Source organism: Lentzea sp. NPDC092896 (genome assembly GCF_044754905.1).
Taxonomy (GTDB): domain Bacteria; phylum Actinomycetota; class Actinomycetes; order Mycobacteriales; family Pseudonocardiaceae; genus Lentzea.
Window position 1 is genome coordinate 1,633,576 of sequence record NZ_JBIVPX010000001.1, and the last position, 16,814, is coordinate 1,650,389.

A 16,814-nucleotide genomic window follows, 5' to 3' on the forward strand; every position below is an offset into this window, starting at 1 on the left:
GTGTTCGCGGGTGAGTTCGAGCTGCACCTGACCGGCTCGGAGTGGCAGGTCGAGGAGCTGGCGGCGTTCGCGCGCACGCATCAGCTCAAGTTCAGCCACATCGAGCTGCACGGCGGGACCGTGTGGTCGCAACCGATGCTGACCATCGGCGCCAAGGGCACGATCGACGAGGTGCGGGCGGTCGCCGAGGGGTGGCGGGCGCGGATGCTCGCGGCCGAGCTGTACGTGCTGCGGGTGAAGATCGAGGCGGCCCCGTGGAACGAGGGTGTGCCGCAGCACGACGAAGAGGCCGATCCCGCGTTGTACTTCGAGCACCACGTGAAGCTGCGCCTGGCAGGGAGGTGGTGGGACGTCATCGAGAAGGTCAAGCCGCACGAGGCTCACCTCTCTCGCAACGCCCGCCGCACCCGTGACGACGGCACGGAGGAGCGGTTCGTCACGCAGCGGTGCTTCGGCGTCGGCCGGGCCACTGCCAGGCAGAAGCTCGAAGCACTCCTGAACGACCTCGAGGAGTTCGAGGTGCTGGAGGTCGAGGAGGAGTACGTCGTCGACGACGACGCGCTGCACATCGACGACGGCTGGATCAACGGAGAGGTCGACTGGCACAACGGCCAGGGCGAGCGGCTCCGGCAGGCGCCCGCGGGGGTGGAGGGATTCCCCGTCACCTACCAGCCGCTCGCGGTGAAACCGAGCCAGGACATCAAACAGCGCGCCGTGTTCGATCCCGCGCTCAAGCACCACCGGAACGCGTTCCGCGGTGGCGACCCGAGGTTCGGCGACCCCGCGGACGGTGCGCGCTGGCTCGAAGCACGCAGGGAGGCCATGGCGCGGACCCTCCGGATCATCGGGGAGTCGGAGTGGTCCGAGAACCTGGTGCTGCGCGGCAGCACGCTGATGCGGGAGTGGTTCGGCGCCGCCGCACGCGAGCCCGGCGACCTCGACTTCGTGGTGACGCCGCGGGCCATCACGTTCGAAGGCCCGCGGGCGAAGCAGCTCGTCGACGACCTCAGGGCGGCGGTCGAGCCGTCGGTCGTCGAGCCGATCTGGACCTACGAACGGGTTCCCGGCCTTCGGATCGTGTTCCCGTTCGAGGTCGAGGGGCTCCCGGACGGCGCGATCCAGATCGACCTGGTCTTCAACGAGGAACTGCTGATCGCGCCGCGACCCGTGGAGATCGCCGGCACGGTTCTGCTCGCCGCGGACGAGGAGCTGTCCCTCGCGTGGAAGCTCCAGTGGCTCGCGACGGACAGCTACCCGCAGGCCAAGGACCTCTACGACGCCGCACTGCTCGCGGAGGTCACCACCGTGAACCTCACCCTGGTGCGCGAGTTGCTGCGGCCCGAACTGCGTCACCACGCGGACGAGTTCGGACCGGAGTCCGTGCTGGAGCTCAGCGGCGTCGACTGGGACAACGCGCCGACCGAGCTCCCCGTCACCGAGGAGGACGAACCCGTTCTGTTGCAACGGATCGCGGCCGCCCTGCGCTAGCCGAGCAGCGCCGCCACGCGTTCGGCGGTGGCCACGCTGGACTGCGGGTTCTGACCCGTCACGAGCGTGCCGTCCACGATCACCGTGCTCGACCACGGCTCACCCGGCGCGAGCCGTGCGCCGAGTTCGGCCAGCCTGCCCGCGACCGAGTAGGGGACGTTCAGGCCGCCCTGGCGCTCCTCCTCGTCGCTGAACACCGCGATCTCCTTGCCGGCGAACACGAACGTGCCGTCCGCGCGGACCGCGCTGAGCAGCCCGGCCGGTCCGTGGCACAGCGCCGCCACGAGCTTGCCGTTGTCGTGGAAGTCCGCGAGCAGCGTGCCCAGCGTCGTGTCGAACGCCAGGTCGGCCATCGGGCCGTGGCCGCCGGGCAGGTAGATCGCGTCGAAGTCGGCGGCGTTCAGCGACGCCAGCACGGCCGGGGCGCGCAGGTCCTCCAGCGACGCGACGGCGTCGTCGAACTTGCCGTCGAGGCTCGCCTTGTCCACGGTCGGCACGACGCCGCCCGGCGTTGCCAGCGTGACCTCGACGCCGGCCTCGCGCAGCACGCGCACCGACTCCACGACCTCCTCGGCCCAGTACCCAGTGGGGTGGCTCGACCCGTCCGCCAGCGTCAGCGAGTCGGCGCCGGTCACGACCATCAGTAGCTTCTTCATGCGCCCAGGACATCACAGATCCGCAGAACGTGACGGCGGAGCTATAAGCTGAGTTATGGCTGCGATGGACCTGGACCTGCTGGCGACGTTCCTGGAGATCTACCGGGGCGGCTCGCTGACGAGCGCGGCGGCCAGGCGGGGGCTCACCCAGCCGGCGGTGAGCGGGCAGCTCGCCAAGCTGGAGAAGGAGCTCGGCGCACCGCTGTTCGTGCGGGGTGGCCGCGGGGTCACCCCCACGCCTCGTGCCGATGACCTGGCCCGACGCGTCGGCACCCACCTCGACCAGCTCAAGACGGCCCTCGACCCTGAACCCGCACTCGAAGGCACGGTGCGGATCGGGGGTGCGGCCGAGTTCATGACCACCCGTGGCATGCCCGCGCTCACCCCGCTGACCCAGCGCGGCCTGCGGCTGGAGATCACGCTCGGCCTGGCGAACGACCTGCTCACCGCCCTGAAGGCGGCGCAGCTCGACCTCGTGCTGTCCTCGGTCCGACCCGGCGCGGGCCTCACCGCGACCCCGTTCACCGACGAGGAGTTCCTGCTGGTCGGGCCACCACAGCTGGCCAGGACCGTGGATCAGCGGCTGCTCGCGCGGGACCCGGCGCGCGCTCTCGAACACCTGCCGCTCGTCGCCTACTCCGGCGAACTGCCGATCATCCGGAGGTACTGGCGCAGCGAGTTCGGCGCACGGCCGAAGAACGCCACCGTCGTCACCGTGCCGGACCTGCGCGCCGTGCTGGCCGCCGTGATCGCCGGGGCGGGCGTGTCGGCCCTGCCGCGCTATCTCGCCGAACCCGCGCTCGCCGCCGGATCCGTCGAGCAGCTGCACCACCCGGAGGTTCCGCCGCTCAACACCCTCTACGTGGTCACCCGCGGCACGACGACCCCGGCCACCGACGCGGTCGTGGAGCAGCTGAGGTCACGCGACTGGGGCGCTCTCTAGACGCTGCGGAGAACCGAGACCACGATGCCGAGGATCACGGCCTTGTCGCCGTCGATGACGGGGTAGGCCTCGTTGCGCGGTTCGAGGAACACGTGGCCGTTGCGGCGCTGGTACACCTTCACCGTCGCCTCCTCCTCGATCATCGCGGCGACGATCTGCCCGTTGTAGGCCTCGTGCGTCTGCCGCACCACGACGGTGTCGCCGTCGCAGATCGCGGCGTCGATCATCGAGTCGCCGCGCACGCGCAGCGCGAACACGTTGCTGCCCCGGCCGACCAGCCCGCGCGGCAGGTTCAGCACCTCGTCCACGTGCTCGATGGCGGAGATCGGCGCACCGGCGGCGATGTCACCGACGACCGGCACCGAGATCGAGTCCTCGGAGACCATCCCGGGCGCGATAGGCGCGCCGCTCAGGAATACTCGCACGTCCATCGGCCGCGTCACGGAGCCGCCGCGCTTGAGGTAACCCTTGTCCTCCAACGAGGACAGGTGCTTCGAGACGCTGGACGACGACTTCAGGCCGACCGCCTCGCCGATCTCACGGGTGCTGGGGGAGTAGCCGTGCTCGACGACCCAGTCGCGAATGGCGACCAGGATCATCTGCTGGCGTTCCGGCAGCTCCGTCGTGTCGAGTTCAAGATCGTCGTAGGCGGTCATCGGCCAGATACTAGTTAGGGGGTCGCGGACACGATCGGGTGGCTCACGTGCCCAGGCGAGATGTGCCCTGCTCCTCCACGATGTGGCGGTGAGCACACGTCGGGAACGCTCCTGGGGCCTGCGACCAGGGAGGTCTGTGCGAACCCAGGTGGCGCCCGTGGCGCTGACACCAGAAGTGGCGCCAGCCGTGCTGGACGAGGCCGCGCTGCTGGAGCTGTACGAATCGACGGCCGAGCGGTTGCACCGCTACGTGGCCAGGCGGGTCGGTGCCGACACCGCGCAGGACGTGGTGTCGGAGGCGTTCCTGGTGCTGTGGGACCAGCGCGCCGGGCAGACCTACGAGGCCGACGCGATCCGTGCCTGGCTCTACGGCGTGGCGACGAACCTGCTGCGCGGCCACGTCCGTGCCGAGGAACGCAAGCTGCGGGCGTGGAGCAAGGAGTACGCGGCCCGCACCGACGAGGCCGACATCGGCGACCGGGTGAGCGCCGCGGCGGACGCCGACGTGCTCGCCGGCCCGCTCACCGCCTGGCTCGCCGAACTGCGCGTCGAGGAACGCGAGGTGCTGCTGCTGCACGCGTGGGCGGACTTCACGCCCACCGAGATCGCCGTGGCACTCGATGTCCCGGTGGCCACCGTGCGCACTCGTCTGCACCGTGGCCGCGCACGGCTGCGCACTCGCCTCGCCGCGACCGATCACGACTTCACCGAGGACAGCCATGTCTGAGCCCACCCAGCCCGAGACCCTCGACCGACTGCTCGACGCCGCCCTGTCGCGGGCCGGCGACGAGCCCGTCCAGTTCGACGTGGCCGCCGGCAAGAACGCCCTGGCCGCCGCTCTGAAGTCACGCGCGGAAGTCGCTGAGCCGATCGCCGCCGGTGCCGAGCACCGGCCGCGCAAGCGGGTTCGCTGGCTCGCCGCCGCGGCCGCCGTGGTGGTGCTGACCGGTGGTGGCCTGGCCGCGTCGACCGTCGACCTCACCGGCGTCGGCAGCAACTCCGTGAGCGCCTCCGAGGAGCTGATCAAGGCCGCGGACCTCGCCTCCCGCGTCGTCGAACGCCCGCTCGCCCCCGGTCAGTTCCGCTACGTGCGCAGCCGCTACGAGGGCATCACCGTCGAGTACGGCTCCACCAAGGCGTGGACCACCGACTCCGGCAGCGAGGAGTGGATCCCCGCCGATCGCCGGGACGAGTGGAAGATCAGGTTCTCGATCAGCAAGGTCGAGTGGCTGGAGGACCACGAGGGCGACGGCAGGCCGGATCCGGGTCCGTTCAAGGACGGCTCCGAGTTCACCGGCAAGTGCGGCAAGTACTCCTACTACGCCGCGGACCAGCCGGACCGGTGCACCAACGGCACGTTCTACAACCCCACGCCGGAGTTCATCGCGGCGCTGCCGAACGACCCGGCGGAGCTGCTGGCCAAGCTCAGGGAAGAAGGTCACGCCGGCGATCCGGGTGCGTTCATGGCGGCCGGCGAGGCGCTGAACTCGGGCCAGTACCCGGCCGAGGTGCGCGCGACCCTCTTCCGCGCACTGGCCCTGCTGCCCGGCCTGGTCGTGACCGACAACAAGGCGAACCTCGACGGCAAGGAGGGCGTCGCGCTCGGGATGAAGTACTTCGACGACTTCACCGAGATCCTCATCGACCCGTCGAACGGCGACTACATCGGCCGCCGCGAGACCGTCGCCGAGGACCAGCCCGAGGAGAAGGGCGGCCTGGAGAAGGGCACCGTCCGCAGTTCCTCCGCCGTGACCACGAAGATCGTGGACTCGCTGGGCGCCAGGTAGCTTCTCCCGCCGTTCGGGGCGCGGGAGAGACATGCAACCCTGGGGTTGCGCATCCTCGGGGGGATGTGCAACTCTGGGGTTGCACTTATTGGCGGACATCGGGAGTTGTCGTGAGCGTGGACCGGATCGAACGCGAGACCGTGATCGAGGCACCGCTGGCGCGGGTCTGGCAGCTGGTGACCGAACCGGGGTTCTGGGTGGCCTCGCAGCCGTCCGGTGCCGCGGTCGAGGGGGAGACGACCCTCTGCAAGAACGAGCAGTACGGCGACTTCCCGGTGCGCGTCGTGACCGTGACGCCGCAGACCTACGTGTCCTACCGCTGGGCCAGCGCGTTCCAGGGCCAGGAGCTGGCCGCGGACAACACGACGCTGGTCGAGTTCACCCTCACGCCCGAGGGCGCGGCGACTCGGCTCAAGGTCGTGGAGAGCGGGTTCTCCCAGCTCGCGGGCTCGGAGGAGCTGCGCGCGAAGGCTCTGCGGGACAACACGGGCGGCTGGCCCGAGGTGCTCGACGCGTTCGCGAAGAAGGCCGAAAGCTAAGTTGAGCGCGTGCCCAAATCAGCCGACCGCGGCCGCCGCACCCGTGAACAACTGATCGACGCCGCCGCCGGACTGGTGGGCGAGGTCGGCTGGGGTGCGGTGACCACGCGGCTGGTCGCGGAACGGGCGGGCGTCAACGCCGCGCTCGTGCACTACCACTTCTCGTCGGTGCAGGAGCTGCTGTCGACGGCCGCGCTGCGGTTCGCCGCGAAGGCGCTGGCCGAGTCGGCGGAGGCGTTGCGGTCGGTGTCGCCGGCCGAGGGGGTCGAACAGATCCTGGCGGACCTGTCGCGCTTCACCGGCACGGATCCCGAGTCGTTGCTGCTGGCCGAGGCGTTCCTGGCCGCGCGCCGGTTGCCCGACCTGCGGGCCGGGCTGTCGGCGCTGGTCGTGGAGTTCCGGGTGCGCGTCGCCGACTGGCTGCGGGAGTCGGGTGTGCAGGACGCCGACGCGGTGGCGTTGTTGCTCGGCGCGGCCATCGACGGGCTGGTGCTGCACCGCGCGTTGGACTCGTCAGTCGACTTCCGCGTGGTCGCGGGTCCGTTCCGGCGCCTCGTCGCGGGCTGACCAGCGGGGCTCGCCACCGGCCTGCGCGAACGCGGTCAGCGCCTCGACCAGGCCGTGCCGCAGGTGCTCCGGCATGCGCGCGACGATCGTGCTGATCTCGGCACGCCTGCGGGCCATCACCTCGGTCACGACCCGGCTGCCCTCCTCGCTGGCCACGACCACGACCTCGCGTTTCGTCGCGGGGTTCGGCGCTCGGTCGACCATGCCGGACGTGATCAGGCGGTCGATCATGCGCTTGGCCGTGGACGGGTTGACCTCCAGCAGGTCGGCGAGCGCGGTGAGGCTCATCGGGCCGCGGCTGTCGAGCAGGACGACCATCCTGAGCTGTGGCAGCGTGAGCGTCTCCTCGACAGCCGCGAGTGACCGCGCCGACACGGCCACGAGCAGGCGGGACGCGGTGAGGACCGCGTCGGTCAGGTCATCGGCATCGCTCACCCGACTAGTTCTACAGGGCTCGCCGAAGGTAACGAAACGATAAACATTGCACTGTGCAACGGTCGATGGGTCGTTGTCTGTCCGTACCTCTCGGCATGCGGATACTCCTCGTCGCTTTGCTGACGTTGCTGCTCGGCGCGCAGCCCGCGTTCGCGCAGCAGGATCTGGGACCCGGCTACGTCCAGACCCAGTTCGGGCCGATGGGACCGGCCGGGCGCGACCTGCTGCAGAAGGTGGCGCTCGCGGGGTTGTGGGAGGGGCCCGCCGGGCGGATGGGGCTCGACAAGTCGGCCAACCCGAAGGTGCAGGAGGCCGGCCGGCACCTGATCGAGGGGCACGCCGACCTGGATCGGCGCACCGTCGAGCTCGCCCGCACGCTGAACGTCCAGCTGCCCACGCAGCCCAACGAGTCGCAGCAGGGCTGGCTGAACGAGATGACGGCCGCTCCCGCGCGCAGTCCTGAGTTCGACCGCGTGTTCGCGAACCGGCTGCGGGCGGCGCACGGCGTGGTCTACAAGTTCCTGGCCACGGTGCGCACCGGCACGCGCAACACGGCGATCCGTGACTACGCCAAGGTCTGCATGGACACCGTGCTCGACCACATGACGGTGCTCGAAGCCACCGGGATGGTCGACTTCAACGACACCGAGGCGATCCCGCTGGCGCTGGTCGCGCAGCCCTCCTCGGTCGCGCCTTCTGCTCCCGTGGGTGTGCCGCAGCAGAACTCCCAGTACTCCCAGCAGCAACAACAGGGCGACGGTGTCCCTGACGGCCTCATCGGGCTGGGCGTGCTGGCGCTGGTCGTGGCCGGTCTGTGGTTCTGGACGAGCGGGCGGAGCAGCCGCCGGATGCACCCGTAGTGCTAGATTGGGCATATGCCCAAGTCGAATGCCCAACAGCGAGCGCTCATCGTCGGAGCGGGGATCGCCGGGCTCGCGTCCGCGTGGTGGCTGGAACGCGCGGGGTGGGACGTCCTGGTGGTGGAGAAGGCGCCGTCGTTCCGCGCGGGCGGCTACATGATCGATTTCTTCGGACCGGGTCACGAGGTGGCGCGGCGGATGGGCCTGCTGCCGGCGTTGGAACGGCGGCGGGCGCCGATCTCGTCGGTGACCAGCGTGGACTCGGCCGGTCGGCGGCGGAGTGAGATCTCCACGGCCGCTTACGAGGCGGTCGCGGACGGGGTGATCAGCCTGTTGCGCGGTGATCTGGCTTCGGTGATCCGGGACGACGTGCGAGCTTCGATTCGTTACGGCACCACGGTTTCCGCCATCGATGACGGGCTGGTGACGTTCTCGGACGGCTCTGCTGACGAGTTCGACCTGGTCGTGGGTGCGGATGGGGTGCATTCGCGAGTGCGGGAGCTGGTGTTCGGACCGTCGTTCGTGCGGTACCTGGGGCATCACGTGGCGGCGTTCTCGGTCCAGGATCCCGAGTTGAGCGCCCGGATCGGTTACCGCTACCAGATGCTGACCGTGCCGCACCGGATGATCGGTTGCTACGCCGTGCGGGACGGTTCGACGGCCGCGTTGATGCTCTACCGGTCCGCGTCGCCGGAACTGCCCGCTGATCCGGCGGCGGATTTGCGGTCGCGGTTCGGTGACCTCGGCTGGGTCGCGCCCTCATTGCTCTCCGTTGTGCCGGAGGACGTGTACCACGACGAGGTGTCCCAAGTGGACATGCAGGTCTGGCATCGCGGCAAGGTCGTGCTCGTCGGGGACGCGTGCGGTGCGGTCTCGCTGTTCGCCGGCCACGGGGCGTCGCTCGCGATGACCGGAGCCTGCGTGCTGGCGGAGGAACTCGCCGCGGGCCTCGACGGCGCGTTCGACCGCTACCAGGCGCGGATGAAACCCGCGGTGGAGCACGCTCAGGAGTTCGGGCGGCGGTTCATCGGCTGGATGGCGCCCTCGTCGGCGTGGCGGATCTCGTTGCGCGACCTGGCGTTCCGGCTGTCCGGCCTGCCCGTCGTGCGGAACCTGATCCGCGGTTCGGTCATGCCGGACGTCGACGGGGTGCTCACACCCGCAGCACCCGCAGGCACAGCCGCCTGAGCACCTCGCGCAGCTCGTCGTCGGTCAGGTGGGGCAACGCCGCGATCACCGGGCCGACGTCGCTCGTGAGGAACCACGCCGCCCGCTGGTCGTCGGTCGGCTCGTCGCCGAACAGCAACTGCATGGCCTTCTCGGCCAGCCGCGCCAGCTCGGCGTTGATCCTCTCGTTGCGCCGCACGCTCGGATCGGTCTGGCCGAGCGGCGACAACGCCCTGTTCGCGACGACCTGGTCCACGAACCCCGCGACCATGTGCTCGGCACGGGCCCGCCGTCCCCTGATCTTCGCGGTCTCGTCCAGCATCGTCTCGAAGAACGCGATGCTGTTGTCCAGCAACGCTTCCAGGATCGCCGACTTCGTGCGGAAGTAGTAGTAGACGTTCGCCTTCGTCACGTCCATCTCGTCCGCGATCGTCTGCAACGACGTCGCGTCGTACCCGTGCGCGGCGAACAGCTTCCGCGCGGTGACGAGGATCGTCGCACGGGTGCGTTCGGCTTGCGCGGCACGAGTCATGCGGCGATGGTACAGTCAGTTTCGTTAGCCGATAGGCTAATGAAACGGGAGGTAAGTCGTGACTGTCCTGGTGACCGGTGGCACGGGGTTCGTGGCCGGCTGGACCATCGAAGCGCTGCTGGAGCGCGGCTACGACGTGCGGACGACGACCCGCGGCCGCAAGCCCGTCGTTCCTGGTCGCTACGAGGTGGTGAAGGCAGACCTGACGTCGGACGAGGGCTGGGCCGAGGCGATGAAGGGCGTCCAGTACGTGCTGCACGTCGCGTCGCCCATGTCCGGCAGCGCCGACCTGGTCGGCCCCGCGCGCGACGGAACGCTGCGGGTGCTGCGGTTCGCGGTGGAAGCAGGCGTGGAACGGGTCGTGATGACGTCGTCCTGCGCGGCGGCGACGCCTCCGCGGGGCTCGACCGGGTCGTTCGACGAGACGGTGTGGACGGACCCGTCCGGCGTGGGGATCGACGAGTACCGGCGCTCCAAGCTGCTGGCCGAGCAGGCGGCGTGGGAGTTCATGCGCGACAAGGACACCTCGCTCGTCACGGTGCTGCCCGGCGCGGTCTTCGGCCCGGTCCGGTCGCGTGACAACTGGGGCTCGGTGCGGGTGATCGAACGCATCATGGGCGGCATGCCCGGCGTGCCGCGCGTCGGTCTCAACATCGTCGACGTCCGCGACGTGGCCGACCTGCACATCAGGGCCATGACGGCGCCGGACGCGGCGGGGGAGAGGTTCATCGCGGTCAGCGAGTTCATGTGGATGGCCGACGTGGCGCGTTCACTGGACGCGCCGTCCCGTGAACTCCCGAACTTCGTGGTGCGCGCGGCCTCGTTGGTGGCCAAGGACATGCGGCCGCTCGTGCCGATGCTCGGCCGCGGCTACTCCTACTCGCACGCCAAGGCGTCGTCGATGCTGGGCTGGGCACCTCGCCCGGCCCGTGACACCGTCGTGGAGTGCGCGGCGTCGCTGCGCTAACGGGCGTCGTAGGCCTCGCGGTTCGTGAGCACCTCGGCGATGTGCTCCTCCGCCCACTGGCACAACGCGAGCAACGGCGCGTGCAGAGTAAATCCGAGCTCCGTCAGCTCGTACTCGACGCGCGGCGGCACCTCGGCGTGCACGTGCCGCGTGACGAGCCCGTCCCGCTCGAGATCGCGCAGGGTCTCGGTCAGCACCTTGCCGCTGATGCCGTCGAGCTGCGTCTTCAGGTCGCCGAACCGCGTGCGCCCGTTGCCCAGCACCGACACCGCCATCGCCGTCCACTTGTTCGCGATGCGCGCCAGGCTCGTGCGCGACGGGCAGGTGGCCGCCAGCACGCTCCAGTCCGGCATGGTCTGTGACACGGCGCACATCCGTCCATTAGTTACGTTGAGGTAATTGGTTACTTTTGGTGAGCATAGGTCAACCGCAACGAAAGGGAGAACCATGACCACCCCGCTCGCCGTCGTCACCACCTACTTCGAGGCCCTCGAGTCCGGTGACTTCGCCACCGTCGCCGCCCAGTTCGCCGATGACGTCGTGTGGCACCAGCCGGGCGACAACCGGTTCTCGGGCCTGCACCGCGGCAGCGACGCCGTCGGGGCCATGATCGGCGGCATGATGTCCGTGTCCGAGGGCACGTTCTCGTTGAAGCGCAACGCCCCGCTGATGGTGAACGGCGACACCGTGGCCGCCTCGGTGCACTGGACGGCCAAGCGGTCCGGCGCGGAGATGGACGGCGTCGGCGTCGACCTGATGCGCGTGGCCGGGGGCAAGGTCGTCGAGGTGTGGCTGTTCACGGCCGACCCGGCGGAGGAGGACACCTTCTGGGGTCAGAGGTGAATTCGGCGCGTCTCGCCACCCGAACGGGCTAGATCACGACAGACTGTGCGGCGTGGAACGGGATCGCAGGTGGGCGGACAAGGGTGAGGCCATCGGGCACGGCGTGAGCTGGCTCGCGCGGTGGAGTCTGCGGACGGCGCTGGCCGCGCTCGGCTTCTGGATGGTGTTCTGGCTGATCGGGACGCTCTGGGTGGTCGTCATGCCCGTGCTGCTCGGACTGCTGATCACGACGGTGCTGTGGCCGCCGGCGAAGTGGATGATGTCGAAGGGCCTCAACTCGACGCTGGCGGCGACGATCGTGCTGGTCGTCGGACTGGGTGTGCTGGGCGGTGTGATCGCGGCGATCTCGGCCTCGATCGCGTCCGGTGTGCCGGAGATCGCACAGAGCGCGCAGAAGGCCGTCACGCAGCTGCAGGACTGGGCGTCAGGGCCGCCGTTCAACCTGAAGGGCAGCGACCTCGACCGGCTCATCTCGCAGGGCGTCGACCAGATCAAGGCCAGCATCGGGTCGATCGCCGGCGGGCTGCTGACCGGCGCGGGCGCGGTGACCTCCGGTGTCGTGACCGGGCTGGTGGCGCTGCTGCTGGCGTTCTTCTTCGTCAAGGACGGCTCGCGGTTCACGCCGTGGGTGCGCGGGCTGATCGGCGAGCGCGCCGGCGGCCACGTGACGACGGTGCTGGAGCGGGTCTGGGTGACGCTCGGCAGCTTCATCCGCAGCCAGGCGATCGTGTCGCTGATCGACGCGGTGTTCATCGGCGCGGGCCTGCTGATCCTCGGCGTGCCGCTGGCGATCCCGCTGGCCGCGCTGACCTTCCTCGGCGGCTTCATCCCGATCATCGGCGCGTTCATCGCGGGGGCGCTGGCCGTGCTGGTCGCCCTGGTGAGCAACGGCCTGACCACGGCCGTCATCATGCTGATCATCGTCATCGTGGTGCAGCAGGTCGAGGGCAACGTGCTGCAGCCGATCCTGCAGTCGCGCAGCCTGCGCCTGCACGCGGCGGTCGTGCTGCTCGTCGTCACCGCGGGCACGTCGTTGTACGGCATCGCGGGCGCGTTCTTCTCCGTCCCGGTTGCCGCCGCCGTGGCCGTTGTGATGCGCTACCTGGGCGAAGTCATCGAGGCGAGGTCCGTAATGGTTACGTCACAACCTGACGGGGATGAACCAGGCGAGACCGAACGTTCTCCTGAGTGAACCCGAGAAGAGGAGTGACACAGTGACGGAGAAGGCTGTTCTCGCGGGCGGCTGTTTCTGGGGCATGCAGGACCTGTTCCGCCGCCACCCCGGCGTCGTCTCCACGCGCGTCGGTTACACCGGCGACCCCAGCACGCCGAACGCCACGTACCGCCGCCACGGCAACCACGCCGAGGCCATCGAGATCACGTTCGACCCCTCGCTGCTGAGCTACCGGCAGATCCTGGAGTTCTTCTTCCAGATCCACGACCCGTCGACCCGCAACCGCCAGGGCAACGACATCGGCGCCGGTTACCGATCGGCGATCTTCTACACCGACGACGCGCAGAAGCAGGTCGCGGAGGAGACGATCGCCGCGGTCGACGCCTCCGGCAAGTGGCCGGGCAAGGTCGTCACCGAGGTCACCCAGGAGTCGGACTTCTGGCTGGCCGAGCCGGAGCACCAGGACTACCTGGAGCGCTACCCGAACGGCTACACGTGCCACTACGTGCGGCCGGAGTGGCAGCTCGGCGAGCGTTGATCGAGATCGTCGCGCTGCACGTCTCACCCGTGCACGCTTTCGAGGGCCGTCCGACGGACGGCCCTCGTTCCGATCCCGGGCCTGTTTCGCGCTCTCGCGTGGACGTGCGGGCGGGGATGGGCATCGTCGGTGACCGGTACTTCAACCACCCGGCGCACCGGAACGCCGCGGTCACGTTCATCGCGGCCGAGTCGCTCGACCCGTGGCCGGTGGACCCGCTGGTGGCACGGCGGAACGTCGTCGTGCGCGGGTTCGACGTGGACTCGCTGCCACGTGGCGCGGTGTTCAGCCTGGACAGCGGGGACGGGCCGGTGCGGTTCGAGGTCGGCCGGCCCGCTCACCCCTGCGCCTGGATGGATCAGGTCATCGCTCCGGGCGCGTTCCGGGCGTTGCGGGGGAAGGGCGGGATCCGCTGCGTGCCGCTGGACGACGGCGTGCTGCGCGTCGGGACCGCGGAAGTCGCGTTCGGGTGACCGCGTTACGACGGTGAAACAGGTCGCACGGGCACGCTGTCCTCAAGGCACCAGTCGAGGACGCCGGGCCACGGGCCGTAGCCGTCCCCGGGCGTGATGTGTCCGGCATCGGGCAGGAAGTCGACCGGGATGCCGAGTTCGTCCGCCCACGCGGACGGGTCGGCGGGCGTGTACGGGTCGGTCGTCGAGATGACCGCGCGCGGCTTGCCCGACGCGGCCGCGACTCGTTCGGGATCGACGTCCGTCACCGCGAACTCCTCGTTGCGGTTCTCCGCGCAGAACGCCTGTGCGCCCAGGGGAGAGACCAGCAGGACCCGGTGCACGCGCAGGTCGTCCGGCAGGGTTTGCGCCGCACGCAACCACAGGGCGGTGCCGAGCGAATGGGCCACCACGACCCGTTCCTGATCGCCGAGCTGCGCGAGTTCGCTGTGCAGCAGTGCGGTCCAGGTCTCCAGGGACGGCTGACCGGGGGCGGGGAACTGGGGGTAGAGCACCTGCTCGCCGCGACGGCGGAGCGACTCGGTCAGCCACCACATCCAGTGCCCCTGCGGGCGGTAGTTGTCCAGGCCGTGCAGGAGCAGGAAGCGTCGAGCGGGGGAGCGGTCGGTCATCCACGTCTCTTTCTGGGCGCGGTCCATTGAGGACTGATCAGTGCTGTTGCTGTGCGGCACGGGAATTCCGCTTGCGGCTGGCGTGCGCCCGCGTCTTCATCCTGTTGCCGCACACGGCCATCGAGCACCACTTCGCGGTGCCGGGGCGGCTGTGATCGACCAGGAAGAGGTTGCACCGCGTGTTGGCGCAGGCGCGAAGACGGCCGGGCATCGCCTCTTCCACCCGTGACCACGCCAAGGCGACCCGGGCCGCCAGGCGTCGTTCCGGCGGCGTGACGAGTTCCCAGTCGAGGCCGGCCGGTGTGGCCTCGGGGACGAGGGCGGTGCCGGCGAGCAGTGCGGTGAGGCGGCTCGTCGCGTCGGCCTGGCCGCGGACGAGGTCCTGCAGGGTGTCGCGCACCTGCCGCAGGTGTTCGAGTTCGGCCGGGGTGCCGTCGTACCGCGCGGCCAGTGCTTTCCCGGTCTCGCCCACGAGTTGCTCGGTCCGCGTGCCGTCGACGACCGGCGCGCTGTTCAGCACGGCCAGCAGCAGATCCTCGTCCTGGGTCAAGCCATCTCCGTCGTCGGGTTGGCCGTCACCGTACCTGCGCGCTAACCGCTAAACAAGTCCGTAGTGGTTGGCGGTCGTCAGGGGGCCGGATCGCCGGGGCGGACCAGGCCGTTGTGGTAGGCGATGACGACGAGCTGGGCCCGGTCGCGTGCTCCCAGTTTGGTCATGGCCCGGTTGACGTGGGTCTTGGCCGTCAGCGGGGACAGGACCAGGCGCTCGGCGATGTCCTCGTTGGACAGTCCGTGTGCGACGAGGACGACGATCTGGCGCTCGCGGTCGGTGAGGGTGTCGAGTGCTGCCAGCGGCACGGGTTCCGGCTGGTCGAGGACGTGCTGGACGAGGCCCCTGGTGGCTTTCGGGGACAGCAGGGCGTCTCCGGCGGCGACGACGCGGACGGCGTGGATCAGCTCGTCGGGGCCGACGTTCTTGCCGAGGAAGCCGCTGGCGCCGGCGCGGACCGCGTGCAGGACGTTCTTGTCGTTCTCGAAGGTGGTCAGCACTAGGACGCGGACGCCGGCCAGGTCGTCGTCGGCGGCGATGCGGCGGGTGGCCTCGATGCCGTCGACCTCGGGCATGCGGATGTCCATGAGCACCACGTCGGCGCGCGTGGAGCGGGCGAGGTGCACGGCGTCCCGCCCGTTGGCCGCCTCGCCGACGATCTCGATGTCGGGCTCGGCGTCGAGGATCATCCGGTATCCGGCGCGGATGAGGGCCTGGTCGTCCACGAGCAGTACCCGGATGGTCATGTGGTGGCCTTCAGCGCTGGGGCGGGGAGTTCGGCGTGGACGGAGAACCGCCCGTCCCGCATGGAGGTGTCGAGGCTGCCACCCGCGGTGGCGGCGCGTTCGGTCATCCCGATGATGCCGTAGCCCGAGGTGACCGGCGCGCGGTCCTCGGCGATGGGGTTCACGACGTCGAGGGTGAGGGCGTCGGGGGTGTAGGCGACCGTGAGACGGGCCGTTCCGGTGCCGTACTTGTGGGCGTTGGTGAGTGCTTCCTGCAGGATTCGGTAGGCCGCGAGGTCCACGACGGCGGGAAGCTCCCTCGACTCGCCGATCTGCTTGCGTTCCACCGTGAGACCGGCGGCGGCGAGCGAGTCGACCACCTCGGTGAGCCTCGCGAGTCCGCGGCCTGGTTCCCTTTCCTGGTCGTCGTTCTCCCGCAGCACGCCGACGATGGAGGCCAGCTCGCTCAGCACGGTGCCGCACGCCTCACGGATGTGCGTGAGAGCCCGGTGGGCCTGGTCCGGGTGCCGGGTGAGGACGTGACTGGCGGCCCCGGCCTGCACGTTGATGACCGCGATGTGGTGGGCGACCACGTCGTGCAGGTCCCGCGCGATGCGCAGCCGCTCCTGGACGACCCGGCGAGCGGCTTCCTCTTCGCGAGTGCGTTCCGCGCTGCGCGCCCGTTCCTCGACCTCGGCGATGTAGGCGCGCCGGCTGCGGACGGCGTCTCCCGCGGCCGCGGTCATGCCGATCCAGGCGACCAGCCCGAGACTCGGGGGTGACCACGCGGTTCCGGTGTCGGCGAACGCGTCGACGAAGTAGAGGCCGATGGCGACCGGAGCGGCCAGCATCGCCCCGGAACGGCGGTCGGTGGTCGAGGTCGTGGTGTACGTGAGGATTCCCAGGGTCACGACCAGCACGGGCTGCATCCCGGTCGTCGCGACCAGCACCGCGGCGGCGACGGCGGTGGCGACCAGGTTGAGGGCCGGCCGCCGGCGACGGGTGGCCAGGGCGACGAACGCGATGGCCAGCGCCAGCACGTCCGGGGTGGAGATGATCCCGTCGGTCCGGCCGTGCATCCCGCTCAGCTGTCCGGCGGTGCCGCCCGCCACCACGAAACAGGCCAGTGCGACGTCGCGGAGCAGCGGGTGGCGAGCGACCCACCGCCTGACCGACATCCGATCCATGCTGATCAACGTAGACGTCGTGGTGATTCGAGGCATCTCCCGGCCGCGGTACCGCGTTCCGGTTGACGTACCACGAACGCAGTACGCGTGACTGTCCTATGTGTCCACGGCCGGAG

Annotated in this window: 22 protein-coding genes; 13 read left to right on the top strand and 9 right to left on the bottom strand. The window is 70.0% G+C overall.

The features are described 5' to 3' along the window. Positions 1 to 1,488: a nucleotidyl transferase AbiEii/AbiGii toxin family protein gene (locus ACIQF0_RS07315; protein ID WP_401025599.1), complete on the top strand. Its 1,488-nt coding sequence runs from the start codon at positions 1 to 3 to the stop codon at positions 1,486 to 1,488. Here ACIQF0_RS07315 and ACIQF0_RS07320 read toward each other — a convergent pair. Further along, positions 1,485 to 2,144, bottom strand: coding sequence for a type 1 glutamine amidotransferase domain-containing protein (locus tag ACIQF0_RS07320; protein ID WP_360029488.1), 660 nt, complete (start codon positions 2,142 to 2,144; stop codon positions 1,485 to 1,487). The two genes, ACIQF0_RS07315 and ACIQF0_RS07320, sit on opposite strands and share 4 nt — an antisense overlap. Before the next feature lie 55 nt (positions 2,145 to 2,199). Here ACIQF0_RS07320 and ACIQF0_RS07325 point away from each other — a divergent pair, with 55 nt between their 5' ends. Next, on the top strand, positions 2,200 to 3,087 hold the full coding sequence (locus ACIQF0_RS07325) for a LysR family transcriptional regulator (protein WP_401025605.1): 888 nt from the start codon (positions 2,200 to 2,202) through the stop codon (positions 3,085 to 3,087). Here ACIQF0_RS07325 and lexA read toward each other — a convergent pair. Further along, positions 3,084 to 3,743, bottom strand: a complete 660-nt coding sequence (gene lexA / locus ACIQF0_RS07330) for a transcriptional repressor LexA (protein ID WP_401025607.1) — start codon at positions 3,741 to 3,743, stop codon at positions 3,084 to 3,086. The two genes, ACIQF0_RS07325 and lexA, sit on opposite strands and share 4 nt — an antisense overlap. A 136-nt stretch (positions 3,744 to 3,879) precedes the next feature. Between lexA and ACIQF0_RS07335 the strand changes: the two genes are divergently transcribed. The 4 genes from ACIQF0_RS07335 (at position 3,880) to ACIQF0_RS07350 (ending at position 6,636) form a co-directional block, all read left to right on the top strand. After that, the gene (locus tag ACIQF0_RS07335) at positions 3,880 to 4,470 is read left to right on the top strand and encodes an RNA polymerase sigma factor (RefSeq protein ID WP_360029491.1); all 591 of its coding nucleotides are present in this window, start codon (positions 3,880 to 3,882) and stop codon (positions 4,468 to 4,470) included. Beyond that, positions 4,463 to 5,530 (top strand): CU044_5270 family protein, encoded by a 1,068-nt coding sequence (locus ACIQF0_RS07340; RefSeq protein WP_401025610.1) that lies wholly within the window; start codon positions 4,463 to 4,465, stop codon positions 5,528 to 5,530. The genes ACIQF0_RS07335 and ACIQF0_RS07340 overlap by 8 nt, the downstream gene beginning before the upstream one ends. Positions 5,531 to 5,640: 110 nt before the next feature. Next, positions 5,641 to 6,069 carry an SRPBCC domain-containing protein gene (locus ACIQF0_RS07345; protein ID WP_360029493.1) on the top strand — a complete coding sequence of 143 codons (429 nt, stop codon included), beginning with the start codon at positions 5,641 to 5,643 and terminating at the stop codon, positions 6,067 to 6,069. A 9-nt stretch (positions 6,070 to 6,078) separates the two neighbouring features. Then, the gene (locus ACIQF0_RS07350; RefSeq protein ID WP_401025612.1) at positions 6,079 to 6,636 is read left to right on the top strand and encodes a TetR/AcrR family transcriptional regulator; all 558 of its coding nucleotides are present in this window, start codon (positions 6,079 to 6,081) and stop codon (positions 6,634 to 6,636) included. Here the strand turns inward: ACIQF0_RS07350 and ACIQF0_RS07355 are convergent. Beyond that, on the bottom strand, positions 6,583 to 7,071 hold the full coding sequence (locus tag ACIQF0_RS07355) for a MarR family winged helix-turn-helix transcriptional regulator (RefSeq protein WP_401025615.1): 489 nt from the start codon (positions 7,069 to 7,071) through the stop codon (positions 6,583 to 6,585). The genes ACIQF0_RS07350 and ACIQF0_RS07355 overlap by 54 nt on opposite strands. Before the next feature lie 95 nt (positions 7,072 to 7,166). On the opposite strand from ACIQF0_RS07355, the gene ACIQF0_RS07360 reads away from it, so the two are divergent. Both ACIQF0_RS07360 and ACIQF0_RS07365 read left to right on the top strand, forming a co-directional pair. Continuing rightward, the gene (locus ACIQF0_RS07360) at positions 7,167 to 7,931 is read left to right on the top strand and encodes a DUF4142 domain-containing protein (RefSeq protein ID WP_401025618.1); all 765 of its coding nucleotides are present in this window, start codon (positions 7,167 to 7,169) and stop codon (positions 7,929 to 7,931) included. A gap of 15 nt (positions 7,932 to 7,946) precedes the next feature. After that, positions 7,947 to 9,119 (top strand): FAD-dependent oxidoreductase, encoded by a 1,173-nt coding sequence (locus ACIQF0_RS07365; RefSeq protein ID WP_401025621.1) that lies wholly within the window; start codon positions 7,947 to 7,949, stop codon positions 9,117 to 9,119. On the opposite strand, the gene ACIQF0_RS07370 is transcribed toward ACIQF0_RS07365, so the two are convergent. Further along, complete coding sequence (locus tag ACIQF0_RS07370; RefSeq protein ID WP_401025623.1) at positions 9,085 to 9,630, bottom strand: TetR/AcrR family transcriptional regulator; 546 nt, start codon at positions 9,628 to 9,630, stop codon at positions 9,085 to 9,087. The two genes, ACIQF0_RS07365 and ACIQF0_RS07370, sit on opposite strands and share 35 nt — an antisense overlap. 58 nt (positions 9,631 to 9,688) lie before the next feature. Between ACIQF0_RS07370 and ACIQF0_RS07375 the strand changes: the two genes are divergently transcribed. Beyond that, positions 9,689 to 10,597: an NAD-dependent epimerase/dehydratase family protein gene (locus ACIQF0_RS07375; RefSeq protein WP_401025626.1), complete on the top strand. Its 909-nt coding sequence runs from the start codon at positions 9,689 to 9,691 to the stop codon at positions 10,595 to 10,597. On the opposite strand, the gene ACIQF0_RS07380 is transcribed toward ACIQF0_RS07375, so the two are convergent. Next, on the bottom strand, positions 10,594 to 10,962 hold the full coding sequence (locus ACIQF0_RS07380) for a helix-turn-helix domain-containing protein (RefSeq protein WP_093606142.1): 369 nt from the start codon (positions 10,960 to 10,962) through the stop codon (positions 10,594 to 10,596). The genes ACIQF0_RS07375 and ACIQF0_RS07380 overlap by 4 nt on opposite strands. Before the next feature lie 82 nt (positions 10,963 to 11,044). Here ACIQF0_RS07380 and ACIQF0_RS07385 point away from each other — a divergent pair, with 82 nt between their 5' ends. From ACIQF0_RS07385 to ACIQF0_RS07400, 4 genes are read left to right on the top strand one after another with little or no spacing between them, the layout of a single operon-like run. Further along, complete coding sequence (locus tag ACIQF0_RS07385) at positions 11,045 to 11,440, top strand: nuclear transport factor 2 family protein (RefSeq protein ID WP_360029501.1); 396 nt, start codon at positions 11,045 to 11,047, stop codon at positions 11,438 to 11,440. Positions 11,441 to 11,492: 52 nt separating this feature from the next. Continuing rightward, positions 11,493 to 12,632, top strand: a complete 1,140-nt coding sequence (locus tag ACIQF0_RS07390; protein ID WP_360029502.1) for an AI-2E family transporter — start codon at positions 11,493 to 11,495, stop codon at positions 12,630 to 12,632. Positions 12,633 to 12,654: 22 nt separating this feature from the next. Next, positions 12,655 to 13,152, top strand: a complete 498-nt coding sequence (gene msrA, locus ACIQF0_RS07395) for a peptide-methionine (S)-S-oxide reductase MsrA (RefSeq protein ID WP_360029503.1) — start codon at positions 12,655 to 12,657, stop codon at positions 13,150 to 13,152. Further along, positions 13,131 to 13,625 (top strand): MOSC domain-containing protein, encoded by a 495-nt coding sequence (locus ACIQF0_RS07400; protein ID WP_401025632.1) that lies wholly within the window; start codon positions 13,131 to 13,133, stop codon positions 13,623 to 13,625. Before msrA ends, ACIQF0_RS07400 begins: the two co-directional genes overlap by 22 nt. 5 nt (positions 13,626 to 13,630) lie before the next feature. On the opposite strand, the gene ACIQF0_RS07405 is transcribed toward ACIQF0_RS07400, so the two are convergent. The 4 genes from ACIQF0_RS07405 to ACIQF0_RS07420 all read right to left on the bottom strand — a co-directional run bounded on the left by ACIQF0_RS07405 (position 13,631) and on the right by ACIQF0_RS07420 (position 16,689). Beyond that, positions 13,631 to 14,236 (bottom strand): RBBP9/YdeN family alpha/beta hydrolase, encoded by a 606-nt coding sequence (locus ACIQF0_RS07405; protein ID WP_401025635.1) that lies wholly within the window; start codon positions 14,234 to 14,236, stop codon positions 13,631 to 13,633. Positions 14,237 to 14,273: 37 nt separating this feature from the next. Beyond that, positions 14,274 to 14,786, bottom strand: coding sequence for a CGNR zinc finger domain-containing protein (locus ACIQF0_RS07410; protein WP_401025638.1), 513 nt, complete (start codon positions 14,784 to 14,786; stop codon positions 14,274 to 14,276). 77 nt (positions 14,787 to 14,863) lie between these two features. Next, entirely contained in the window at positions 14,864 to 15,532 is a 669-nt protein-coding gene (locus ACIQF0_RS07415) for a response regulator (protein ID WP_401025640.1), read from the bottom strand. After that, positions 15,529 to 16,689 (bottom strand): sensor histidine kinase, encoded by a 1,161-nt coding sequence (locus tag ACIQF0_RS07420; RefSeq protein ID WP_401025643.1) that lies wholly within the window; start codon positions 16,687 to 16,689, stop codon positions 15,529 to 15,531. The genes ACIQF0_RS07415 and ACIQF0_RS07420 overlap by 4 nt, the downstream gene beginning before the upstream one ends. Positions 16,690 to 16,814: the final 125 nt, after the last annotated feature.

Excerpts from the sequence above, each read along its gene's own strand:
- ACIQF0_RS07405 (WP_401025635.1), bottom strand. The coding sequence starts at position 14,236 with ATGACCGACCGCTCCCCCGCTCGACGCTTCCTGCTCCTGCACGGCCTG.
- ACIQF0_RS07415 (WP_401025640.1), bottom strand. The coding sequence starts at position 15,532 with ATGACCATCCGGGTACTGCTCGTGGACGACCAGGCCCTCATCCGCGCC.
- ACIQF0_RS07360 (WP_401025618.1), top strand. The coding sequence starts at position 7,167 with ATGCGGATACTCCTCGTCGCTTTGCTGACGTTGCTGCTCGGCGCGCAG.
- ACIQF0_RS07420 (WP_401025643.1), bottom strand. The coding sequence starts at position 16,689 with ATGTCGGTCAGGCGGTGGGTCGCTCGCCACCCGCTGCTCCGCGACGTC.
- lexA (WP_401025607.1), bottom strand. The coding sequence starts at position 3,743 with ATGACCGCCTACGACGATCTTGAACTCGACACGACGGAGCTGCCGGAA.
- ACIQF0_RS07340 (WP_401025610.1), top strand. The coding sequence starts at position 4,463 with ATGTCTGAGCCCACCCAGCCCGAGACCCTCGACCGACTGCTCGACGCC.
- ACIQF0_RS07365 (WP_401025621.1), top strand. The coding sequence starts at position 7,947 with ATGCCCAAGTCGAATGCCCAACAGCGAGCGCTCATCGTCGGAGCGGGG.
- ACIQF0_RS07370 (WP_401025623.1), bottom strand. The coding sequence starts at position 9,630 with ATGACTCGTGCCGCGCAAGCCGAACGCACCCGTGCGACGATCCTCGTC.
- ACIQF0_RS07385 (WP_360029501.1), top strand. The coding sequence starts at position 11,045 with ATGACCACCCCGCTCGCCGTCGTCACCACCTACTTCGAGGCCCTCGAG.
- ACIQF0_RS07325 (WP_401025605.1), top strand. The coding sequence starts at position 2,200 with ATGGCTGCGATGGACCTGGACCTGCTGGCGACGTTCCTGGAGATCTAC.
- ACIQF0_RS07320 (WP_360029488.1), bottom strand. The coding sequence starts at position 2,144 with ATGAAGAAGCTACTGATGGTCGTGACCGGCGCCGACTCGCTGACGCTG.